11 protein-coding genes are annotated in these 11,653 nt (G+C 34.3%); 6 read left to right on the top strand and 5 right to left on the bottom strand.

What is annotated here, in order from left to right; all coding sequences use genetic code 11:
• The first annotated feature begins 71 nt into the window (after window positions 1-71).
• From J3U16_RS01805 to J3U16_RS01830, 6 genes are all read left to right on the top strand, one after another.
• Window positions 72-656, top strand: a complete 585-nt coding sequence (locus tag J3U16_RS01805; RefSeq protein WP_065734821.1) for a hypothetical protein — start codon at window positions 72-74, stop codon at window positions 654-656.
• Window positions 657-754: 98 nt separating this feature from the next.
• Window positions 755-1,198, top strand: coding sequence for a hypothetical protein (locus J3U16_RS01810; RefSeq protein ID WP_267330049.1), 444 nt, complete (start codon window positions 755-757; stop codon window positions 1,196-1,198).
• A gap of 433 nt (window positions 1,199-1,631) precedes the next feature.
• Window positions 1,632-2,927 (top strand): 2-hydroxycarboxylate transporter family protein, encoded by a 1,296-nt coding sequence (locus J3U16_RS01815; protein WP_065562313.1) that lies wholly within the window; start codon window positions 1,632-1,634, stop codon window positions 2,925-2,927.
• Between the two features lie 113 nt (window positions 2,928-3,040).
• Window positions 3,041-4,201, top strand: coding sequence for an NAD(P)-dependent malic enzyme (locus tag J3U16_RS01820; protein WP_065562314.1), 1,161 nt, complete (start codon window positions 3,041-3,043; stop codon window positions 4,199-4,201).
• A gap of 107 nt (window positions 4,202-4,308) precedes the next feature.
• Window positions 4,309-5,925, top strand: coding sequence for a DcuS/MalK family sensor histidine kinase (dcuS, locus tag J3U16_RS01825; RefSeq protein ID WP_267336714.1), 1,617 nt, complete (start codon window positions 4,309-4,311; stop codon window positions 5,923-5,925).
• A 4-nt stretch (window positions 5,926-5,929) separates the two neighbouring features.
• Window positions 5,930-6,601, top strand: a complete 672-nt coding sequence (locus J3U16_RS01830; RefSeq protein WP_065562316.1) for a response regulator — start codon at window positions 5,930-5,932, stop codon at window positions 6,599-6,601.
• 53 nt (window positions 6,602-6,654) lie between these two features.
• Here the strand turns inward: J3U16_RS01830 and yfbR are convergent, their stop codons facing one another.
• From yfbR to J3U16_RS01855, 5 genes are all read right to left on the bottom strand, one after another.
• Window positions 6,655-7,248: a 5'-deoxynucleotidase gene (yfbR, locus tag J3U16_RS01835; RefSeq protein WP_065562317.1), complete on the bottom strand. Its 594-nt coding sequence runs from the start codon at window positions 7,246-7,248 to the stop codon at window positions 6,655-6,657.
• A gap of 81 nt (window positions 7,249-7,329) precedes the next feature.
• A complete protein-coding gene (gene lpxC / locus J3U16_RS01840; protein WP_065734818.1) occupies window positions 7,330-8,274 on the bottom strand; it encodes a UDP-3-O-acyl-N-acetylglucosamine deacetylase in 945 nt (314 codons plus the stop codon).
• A gap of 37 nt (window positions 8,275-8,311) precedes the next feature.
• Window positions 8,312-9,445 (bottom strand): cell division protein FtsZ, encoded by a 1,134-nt coding sequence (ftsZ, locus tag J3U16_RS01845; RefSeq protein ID WP_370632624.1) that lies wholly within the window; start codon window positions 9,443-9,445, stop codon window positions 8,312-8,314.
• A 92-nt stretch (window positions 9,446-9,537) separates the two neighbouring features.
• Entirely contained in the window at window positions 9,538-10,791 is a 1,254-nt protein-coding gene (gene ftsA, locus J3U16_RS01850; protein ID WP_065562320.1) for a cell division protein FtsA, read from the bottom strand.
• A 21-nt stretch (window positions 10,792-10,812) separates the two neighbouring features.
• A complete protein-coding gene (locus J3U16_RS01855; RefSeq protein WP_081299464.1) occupies window positions 10,813-11,646 on the bottom strand; it encodes an FtsQ-type POTRA domain-containing protein in 834 nt (277 codons plus the stop codon).
• Between the last annotated feature and the right edge of the window lie 7 nt (window positions 11,647-11,653).

The raw sequence follows: 11,653 nt of genomic DNA on the forward strand, positions 1-11,653 counted from the left end.
CTGTTCTAAATACTGGTAAATACTTTTATAACCGTTTAGAATAAAACTAATCATGCAAAGAAGGATGAGTTATGAGAAAGTTAATTGGTTTTACTGTTTTAGTTGCGTTGCTAACTGGTTGTTCTTCTCAGAAGATGCTGTCAATCTATCAAACAGATGGTGTAGAAATTACTCAAAACACGTTTGGTGAGGATATCATAAATAAATACAGTACTTCACAACCAATTACCATTCTTCATTCTTCATTATCACTCTGTATTACACAAGAACTTGATAATCGCCCAGTAGTTTTGAACCGTGAAAACTATTTAAGTTCGGCATGGTGGCCATATTATAATATGGCTTCTCTACAAGCAATTACGATAAATGGTGGTGATACTCTCATATTAGTTGAAGGAAATAATGTTGTTGCTAACGCTATTACCAATTATCAATCACAATCTAAATACTTCGTTAGTTATACATTAACCGCAACTCGCAATGCCAAAAATATTCATTACTTATTTAGCAATATCAAACAAGCTCAACAATATACTGCTTCTATTGGCAATGAAGGGTTTGAAAATGTAAAAACCTTGGAAAGAACCCACCCAGATTTAGTTATTGATGCACTCAATAAAGAAGTCGATAAAATTCAGGCTTGTTTATTACATTAATACTGTACGCTAAAAAAATTACAGTTGAGGAACGGGGATTTTAAGCCTAAAATTGATACAAAATTCTTATCAAGACATTTTAAAAAGTAAAACTCATCATGAAAGAAATTCTTTTTTTATTATTGCTTCCATTTTCTAGCTTTGCACAAAATGACATAAATGACTTTTGGAAAAATGATTTTTGGCAAATTAATGAAGTAGTAAATCATGAATTGGATTTATTTGAGTTATCCAATCCCCCCGCTGAAAGATTACATATAAGTTCGGATGGAACGAAATTTATTTACGGTAACTCGCTAACTTTTAATACTAATGGTACTTTCTTATCAAAATACTCTGCTAGGTGTGGTAACGATTGTTTTACCGGTTCGGAAGGTACTTTTGAAAAAATTGATGAAACACATCTTCGATTACAAATCAATTTATTCTCGCGTTCTGGCGATTGTGAAGGCGTAGAAGATAGAACAGTTCGAGATTTAGGAACTTTTGAAATTAAACCAACTGAAAATGGCTATGAATTAGTTAAATTAAAGGATGAATGAAGACTAGCTATAAAATAATAAGATAATAAGTAAGTAATATCCTTCTTTTCATTAAATTAATTAAACCAACTCCTTAATTTATTATTCCCTAAATTATTTGTTATCTATTAGATAAACAATACAAAAATTGTTGATTCATTGATGTATAAAAAAAGTTGAGGAGCGGGGTTTTTTGAGTTTAAAAATAGTCAAAATTTGACATCAATCCATTCTTTAATTAGATAACTTATAAAAGTCTTTCTAATAAATTAGTCATTACTAATTCTTCCATTTTAAAGGTGACTTTGTCATAAAAACCTATATAAATCAATCATAAAATTATTAAGATACTTACATTAGTTACAAAACTAGTTAGTTAACTTTCTTATTCTTCTGATTTCTTTCTGCATAACTATACTGCATATGTGCTATAAAAAAATAAAGAGGTTTAGTTATGAGTATGTTACAAGATATAAAAGAAAACAAAATGTATATAGGTTCACTTCCCCTCCCCATATTTTTAGTTTGTTCGATTATCGTTATTATTGCTGCACAATTAGATATGCTACCTAAAAGCCTTATTGGTGGTTTTGCTGTGATATTACCTTTAGGTTGGTTTTTAGGCACTGTCGGGCAGAATATTCCATTTTTCAAAAAATTTGGGGCGCCTGCCATTTTGTCACTTATCGTTCCTTCATTATTGGTTTACTACAACGTTTTTGATGAGAATACTTTATCAGCAACAAAGATGTTAATGAAAGACTCTAACTTTTTACTCTTTTATATCGCCAGTTTAGTGTGCGGTAGTATTCTTGGTATGCATCGAGTGATTTTAGTTCAAGGCTTTATTCGAATGATGATTCCGATGCTATTAGGTATGTGTTTAGCTGCGTTTGTTGGCGTCTGTGTCGCCGTAGCTTTTGGTGATGATTGGGAGCACGCCTTCTTTTATACAGTTTCACCAGTAATGGCAGGAGGAATTGGTGAAGGTGTTTTGCAACTGTCCAATGCCTACAGCAATATCCTTAATCAAGATTATAATGTTTTTGTTAGCGCATTAATTCCTGCAACTGTTGTAGGTAACTTTTTTGCAATCACTTTTACGGCGATTATGAGCCGAATTGGTGAAGTTAAACCTCACTTAAGTGGGCACGGTCAATTAGTAAAAATTGAATTTGATGGCTTAGCTGAAGCGTTAAAAGATGATAAGACACCACTTGATGCTCGTGCAATGAGTGGCGCAGTTATGATTTTAGCTACGTTATTTATCTTCGGTATGATTTTAGAAAAAGTAACTCATTTCCCTGGTCCTGTTTTAATGATTATTGCTACCGCTGTAGTTAAATATTTTCGTTTATTACCAGCGAGTGTCGAACGAGGAAGCCAACAATGGTACAAATTTATCTCAGGCAACTTTACCTTTCCATTAATGGCAGGACTTGGGCTACTTTATATAGATTTAAATAGCGTAGTTAAAGTATTAACTATCCCATACTTTATTACCATTATCTCTATCGTCTTCACTGTTTCAATGACAGGATTTGTTTGTAGCTTCTTCTTAAAAATGTATCCAGTTGAGGCATCTATTATTTCATCTTGCCAAAGTGGAATGGGTGGAACTGGTGATGTAGCAATACTTTCAACAGCCAATAGAATGAACTTGATGCCTTTTGCACAAGTTGCAACACGATTAGGGGGAGCTTTAATGGTGATATGCACCACGGCACTAATGCGTTATTTACATATGTAGTTTTATAAACATTAAAAAATTAATTAGAAGTTTTAAAAGCAGTTTGAGATAAATATTGGTTTGATCTCAAAAAATATTAAATATAGTTTTAAGTATTTAAAAAGGTAAGCATTATGACAACAGTACAAGAAAAAGCGTTAGCAATCAGTAAACAAATGCACGGTAAATTTGAAACCCACTCGAAAGTCCCTGTTAATTCAATGGCAGATCTTAGTGTTGCTTATACACCAGGCGTTGCGGCAGTTTGTACCGAAATTGCTAAAAATCCCGATTCAGTTTATGAATATACTAGTAAACGTAATTTAGTTGCGGTTATCACTGATGGTTCAGCTGTTTTAGGGTTAGGAAATATTGGGCCAGAAGCAGCAATTCCAGTAATGGAAGGCAAGGCAATTTTATTTAAACAATTTGCAGATGTTGATGCAATACCTTTATCAATTAATACTCAAGATCCAGATGAGTTAGTTAAACATATAGCAGCATTAGCGCCCTCATTTGGCGGTATCAATCTGGAAGATATTAGTGCACCAAGGTGTTTTGAAATTGAAAAACGATTACAAGAATTATTAGATATTCCTGTATTCCATGATGATCAACATGGTACAGCAATCGTTGTATTAGCAGCGCTTTATAATGCACTTAAAGTTGCAGGTAAGTCGATCGAATCGGCCAAGGTGGTGATTAACGGTGGCGGAGCAGCTGGTTTAGCAATTGCCGATATGTTATTAGCCGCTGGAGTAACCGATCTTAAAATTGTTGATAAGATTGGTATTTTATCCGAAGATGATCTTTCTTTACCACCTCACCATTTAGCCATGGCGAAGAGAACCAATAAGAACAAACAAAAAGGTACATTACAAGATGCGGTTAAAGGTGCTGATGTGTTTATTGGTGTTTCAGCCCCAGGAGTATTAAAAGCAGATTGGGTTAAAACGATGGCAGAAAAATCAATTATTTTTGCTATGGCAAATCCAACACCAGAAATATTCCCAGACGAAGCTAAAGCAGCTGGTGCTTATATTGTCGGTACTGGGCGTAGTGATTATCCGAATCAAATTAATAATGTTTTAGCATTCCCTGGCATATTTAGAGGCGCTTTAGATGCTAGAGCAAAAAATATTACATTAGCCATGCAGCTTGCAGCAGCAAAAGGATTAGCCAATATCATTACACCTGACAAACTATCAATTGATTGTATATTGCCAAATGCATTTGAACCTAATGTAGCCAAGGTGGTTGCTGAAAGTGTAAAAAATGCAGCAAATAATCTTTAATAGTCGATTAAATTAGCTATAAACCTACTAATACGAAATTTATTAGTAGGTTTTCCTGCCTAATAAGTTATGATAGTAAGTGATCGCTTTTTATACAGTAAATGAGAATGAGATATTTATTTAATAAATTACCACTCAACGTTAAGTTAATAAGCCTGATTTGCTTAGTGTTTATACTTTCAGTTATTGCACAAAATATTTATATTGTTCATGTAGTGAATAACGAATATCTTATCAACTCTCGCCAACGAGTTGAGAATATCGCAAATATTATCTCTACATCACAAAGTATCATTGACGAAATACAAAATCCAACACCACAAAATATTGCTTCCATTCAAAAAACAACAGAACAATCCAGAGCATTAACACAAACTGATTTTATTGTGATATTTAATATGCAAGGCGTTCGATATTCGCATCCCGATGAAAATAAAATAGGTCAAACTATAGTCGGTGGAGATGAACAGCGCGCATTAAATGGTGAGTCCTATACTTCCATTGCGAAAGGCACATTGGGAGATTCTGTTCGGGCATTTAAGCCAATTATGAATGATAAAGATCAACAAATTGGTGTAGTTTTAGTTGGTCAGACCTTGCAAAAAATTAATCATTTAGCATCAAGAACAAGTCAGCCGATTTGGCTATCCTTGTTTGCTTCATTATCGATAGCTATTCTTTTGGCCTATTTGTTATCTCGCAATATAAAGAAAATTTTATACGGCCTTGAGCCAGTTGAAATGGCGCAGCTATTTGCTGAGCGAAATGCTATTATCCGAACGGTAAAAGAAGGCATTGTGGTTATCAATCGAGATGGATTAATTACACAGATCAATGATGAAGCAATTAGAATTTTGCGCATAAAAAAAGATAAAGAAAATATTATAAGCTTACCTATTGGTGACTTTATTCCAAATACTCGACTGCACGAAGTGATGATGAGTGGAAAAGCTGAATATGATTGTGAACAAAATATTAATGGCGTGGTGATACTAACCAATCGAACTCCATTATTTGTTAATGATATTTTAGTTGGAGCTATTGCTTCATTTAGAGATATGACAGAAGTACGTAGATTGGCAGAAAATTTAACAGGAGTTAATCGTTATGCCGATGCTTTACGTTCACAATCTCATGAGTTTAATAATAAATTACATGTTATTTATGGGTTAGCCTTTAATGACAATAAATCTGAATTAATTGATTATCTTGAAGAAATTATTGGCAATCAACAAGCGGAATCTAAACTTGTTAGTCAATATATTAAAGATCCAATTATTGCAGGATTTTTAAATAGTAAATTTAGCCGAGCACGTGAGCTAAATGTGACATTAACGTTTAATATTGATGGTATTTTGGCACCAATAACAGATACATCTGTGACACATGGTTTAGTTACAATACTTGGTAATTTAATTGATAATGGACTTGATGCAGTACAATTTTTGGATGATAAGCAGATAAAGGTGAGTTTAGTTATTGATAATTCTAATTTTCAGATTGAAATCAATGATAATGGTGAAGGTATTTCTGAAAATGATATTCAATATATTTTTCAAAAAGGCTATTCGACAAAGGGCGATAATCGTGGTTTTGGGCTTTATTTAGTGTTAGCTAGTATTGATGAGTTAGATGGGCAAATACAATTATGTGATTCTGATAATAAAAAAGGGACTTGCTTTAAGGTATTATTACCATTAGAAGAGATTTATAGGAAAAAATAATCATATGGTAGAAGTTTTAATTGTTGAAGATGATCCGATGGTAGCAGAGCTCAATAAAAAATATTTGCAAATGCTTCCTGGTTTTAATTTAGTGGCAACTGTTACTAATGGAGAACAAGCGCTACATTTTATCCATGATAATCATATTGATCTATTGTTGCTTGACGTTTTTATGCCAAAACTAAATGGTCTTGATCTGTTAAAATATATTCGAATTAGTTACCCTAAAATAGATATTATTATGGTAACCGCCGCATGTAATACCAATGATATCCAAACCGCATTACGTTTAGGAGTCATTGATTATATTGTTAAACCCTTCACTTTTGAGAGATTTCGTACGGCTTTGATTTCATATCAAGAACGAATTCGCCTATTATCATCTTCCGAAATACTAAACCAGAATCAATTAGATGATCGAATTTTCACTAAAAACTTTAATACTACAAACAGATTACCAAAGGGAATCGACTCACAAACTTTACAATCTGTTCGAGATGTTATTGTTAACTATCAACAAGATTTCTCTATGAGCGATATTATCGAATTGATTCCTTTATCTAGGATATCGGTTAAGAAATATCTTGATTATTTAGAAGAGTTAGGAGAAATAGAAAGCCATTTGACCTATTTACCAATTGGCCGTCCAGTAAAACGTTATATTTATCAAAAATAGTTTATTTAGTTTGTTATTAATTGTGCTGTAAATGATTACTAAGTTTACTAAAACTATTCATCCATTGTAATTTCATCTAATGATAAGCTGAAACTTGGGACAAATACATCTAAAAAATAATCCATTTCTGGAGTATTACGATCTGATAATGTTTTTTTCAATCGTTGTTCTGCTAACCTAAACTCATTATTACCCGCACTAAGCTCTTCAATTGTTTTAAGATATGCACACAAAGCATCTGCTTGTTTTACAATGCTTTTTTCATCTTCATCATAATAATCGTCATCAATTAGTGTTTTAAAGTCATCTTGTAACTCTTTTGGCAACATATTAATGAGTTTATTTTGAGCTATTTTTTCAATCTTTTTGTATTCAGATGTGATCTGTGGGTTGTAATATTTAGTCGGTGTAGGTAAATCACCCGTTAATACTTCTGATGCATCATGATACATAGCCAGTAATGCTATGCGTTCAGGGTTAACATTACCATTAAATCGTTTGTTTTTAATTATCGCTAAAGCATGTGCAACAAAAGCAACTTGAAGGCTATGTTCTGATACATTTTCAGTTCTCACGTTACGCATTAAAGGCCAACGATTAATTAGTTTTAAACGCGATAAATGAGCAAAAAAATGGCTGTTATTCATTATGATTATCTCATTGATTCTAAAATAAAAAACGCCTCCAAATCGGAAGCGTTAGTAAATTTATAATACGATTTTAATGACTTATGCTAAAACAAGCTGTCTTGTACCTAAAGCAACAGGAACATTTTGTTCTTCATCAAAGGTGACATATTCCCAAGCATCTTGTTTAGCTAATAACGCTTGCAATAGTTGGTTATTTAAAGCGTGACCTGATTTATAACACACTACTTCACCAATCATATTGTGGCCACTCATGTATAAGTCACCAATGGTATCTAGCATTTTATGACGTACAAATTCATCTTCAAAACGAAGACCATCTTCATTAAGAACTTTATAATCGTCAACAACAATTGCACAATCTAAGCTACCGCCTAAACATAATCCTTTAGATTGTAATGCTTCAATATCTCGCATAAATCCAAACGTTCTTGCACGACTGATTTGACGAATAAAAGACTCTGAAGAAAAATCCAATTGGTAACGTTGTGAACTGTTATCAATAGCTGGATGACGAAAATCAATAGTGAAATCTAATCGAAAACCACTATATGGTCTTACTTCTGCCCATTTATCACCATTTTCGACACGAACAGTTTCTTTAACTCGTATGAATTTTTTCAGCGCATTTTGCTCAGTAATTCCAGCATCTAATAATAAGTAAACGAATGGGCTTGCACTTCCGTCCATAATTGGAATTTCGGGCGCATTTACTTCAATAATAATATTATCTATACCGAGCCCAGCTAATGCAGAATTGATATGTTCAACAGTTGAAATACGAACATTATCTTCATTAACCAAACAGGTACAAAGCATTGTATCACGCACAGATTTTGCATCCACAGGAAAATCAACATACGGATTTAAATCTGTACGGCGATAAATAACACCTGTGTTCTCTGGCGCAGGACGTAAAGTCAAAGTAACTTTTTTGCCAGTATGTAAACCGACACCAGTTGCTTGAATTGTCTTTTTTAAGGTTCTTTGTTTCACTTCGCACCTACTCTTTTTATTCGCTTCCATTATCCATTAGACAATAAGAAATCAAATAAGTTCAATACTAATTAGCCTGCTTACGGATAAAAGCAGGAATATCTAAAATTTTATGTTCTTCCATTGGAGAAACCGCTGGTTCATTAACAACTTTAGGCATTGGTTCCTCTTGTTGCTGTGGCAAATGATTTGTTTGGCCAAACAATGAACCATGTGATGTAACTGGCTTATTAATTTTAACTTCTGGACGTTTATCCATACCAATACCAGTTGCAACCACTGTCACACGAATTTCATCAGACATGTCTGGATCAAATGTAGTACCAACAACCACAGTTGCATTGTCAGAAGCAAAAGCTCTAACAGTACTACCAACAGTTTCAAATTCTTCTAAACCAAGATCAAGACCTGCTGTAACATTAACTAACACGCCACGCGCACCCGATAAATCAATATCTTCAAGTAACGGGCTTGAAATAGCCATTTCAGCAGCTTCTTCGGCACGGTTATCACCACTCGCACGACCAGAACCCATCATAGCGTAACCCATTTCGGACATTACCGTTCTAACGTCGGCAAAGTCAACGTTGATATGACCTGGTTTGGTAATTAATTCAGCAATACCTTGTACTGCACCTTTTAAAACACCATTAGCAGCAGCAAAAGCGTCTAATAGCTTAACGCCTCGACCTAATACTTTTAATAATTTATCATTTGGAATTGTGATAAGAGAGTCAACGTGTTTAGCTAACTCAGCAATACCTTGCTCAGCAAAAGCCATACGTTTTTTACCTTCAAATCCAAAAGGCTTTGTAACAACAGCTACAGTTAAAATACCGAGTTCTTTAGCAATTTCTGCAACAACTGGAGCTGCACCTGTTCCTGTTCCGCCACCCATTCCGGCTGCGATGAATACCATGTCGGCACCCTCAATCGCACTACGAATAACATCACGATCTTCTTCTGCTGAATTCCTTCCCACTTCTGGATTAGCTCCAGCACCAAGTCCTTTGGTCACATTATTACCGATTTGGATAGTTTGACCAACTTTAATTCTTTTCAATGCTTGTGCATCAGTATTTGCTGCAAAAAACTCAACGCCTTCAATATGTTCAGCAATCATATGCTCAACAGCATTACCGCCGCCGCCACCTACACCAATAACTTTAATGACTGCTGCTGGCTCATCATCCGCAACCATAGGCTCAAACATAACTTATCTCCAAATTTACGATCTAACAACATTGTACAGATAACCAGCTACAATGTCTACGAAGTTATTAAATATATTAGCTAAAATTCTTTTTTAAACCAACCGGTCAATCTTTTAGCTATCCCTTTCAATGATGATTTATTGCTATCTTTAGTATCATCATTCAATAAACTTTGTTTTCCATAGTGCAATAAGCCTACGGTTGTAGAACAATAAGGCTTTTGCACATAATCAGTTAATCCTGAAATATTCAAAGGTTGTCCAATACGAACTTGATTTTGAAAAACTTTTTCAGCACATTCAACCATGCCTTTAATTTGAGCTGCTCCACCAGTTAAAACAATCCCTGCTGCCAACTGATATTTCACATTTTGTTTCTTAAGTTCATCTTGTAACACTAGTAATTCTTTTTGGACTAAAGATAAAAGTTCTGAATAGCGTGGTTCTATTACATCTGCTAATGTTTGTCTTTGTAATGAGCGTGATGGTCGTCCTCCAACACTCGGCACATCAATAACTTCATCTTTACCAACTAATGAACCGACAGCACAACCATAACGAATTTTGATATTTTCAGCATCCATTGGTGGTGCACCAAATGCATAAGCGATATCACTAGTAACAACATTGCCAGCATAAGGAATAACTACCGAATGACGTAATGCACCACCGGTATAAACAGTAACATCCATTGTTCCGCCACCGATATCAATAACACATACACCTAATTCTTTTTCATCATCAGTCAAGACTGCATAACTAGAAGCCAACCCAGAGAAAATAAGTTGATCAACTTTTAAACCACAACGTTCAACAGCCTTAACAATATTTCTTGCCATATCATTATGACAGGTGACCAAATGAACTTTCGCTTTCATTCTTACACCAGATAATCCGATAGGATTTTTAATGCCTTCTTGTAAATCAATTGAATACTCTTGAGCAATAACGTGCAAAATACGATGTTCATCTAATATTCGAACGGACTTAGCTGTATGAACTACGTTTTCGACATCTTCTGCCGTAACCTCTTCATCAGCAATTGGCACCATACCTATTTCATTTTGACAACGAATGTGTTTACCCGATAGGCTTAAATAAACAGAAGATATTTGGCAGTCAGCCATTAATTCAGCTTGGTCAACTGCTCGTTGGATTGATTTAACAACTGATTCAAGGTCATTTACACCACCTTTATCAACGCCTTTCGATGGACAATGTCCAACACCAATAATATTGACCACACCATCAGGAAGCACTTCACCGACAAGGGCAAGTACTTTGGATGTGCCAACTTCAAGTCCAACAACCAATTTTTTCTCTGTTGCTTTCATACTTAAGCCTTTATTTATTCCTTATTGCGATATTTTTTCTCGTTGTACTGCGATGCCGTTTTCATAACGCAAATCAGCAGCCGTTATTTTTTCATCAGCTGGCATTCGAGACTGAATTTCAGGAAATAATTTAATAAATTGTTGATAGCGTTGTTCTATTTTTTCACTACCAACTATCAATTTTATATCCTGACTTTCAGAACATAAATCAGCTGTACATTGTTTAATCAGCAATTGCCAAGCATTACGTTCATCAGCTATAGCTGCTTTAATTTCTGATGCAAACTTGTTATTAGCTAACTTTCTAGAAATTTCTTCTAGCTTAAAATACGTTTCTAATATTGTTTTTGCTTTACCTTCAGGGCCATATATCCTAGGTAATTGCAATTCACCCAAACGATCTAATGGCACACTAAATACATTGCCAGCATTATCAAGTAGATATAAATCATTCCAGTAAAATGCAGGTTTGTATTCTTCAATATAAACAATCAACCTATCCGGCCATTGCTTACGGATACTAGCTTGTTTAACCCAAGGGTATCGCATTATTTCTTGTTGAATATCGTCAACATCCTGTCCTATATAGGTATTTGGCAATCCTAAACCTAATATTGCTTGTCGAAGATCATCTTCAGTTGTGTAAGTATACTCTCCACTTAAAGTCAATTGTGATAAAACCATCTGATCTGGATCTTCCATCCAGTTCTTAACACAATTGATAGCCCAGGCACTAATACAAATAATTATAATAAAGAACAAAAAACCTATCATTTGTTCTGAATTACGAAAAACAAGCAACCTTCTTCTATTTTGATGTTCTCGTTTGTGTGCTGCTTGTCGGACTTTTTTCATAAAAATA

It is taken from the genome of Gilliamella sp. B3023 (assembly GCF_026536845.1).
GTDB classification, from domain to species: Bacteria; Pseudomonadota; Gammaproteobacteria; order Enterobacterales; family Orbaceae; genus Gilliamella; species Gilliamella apicola_E.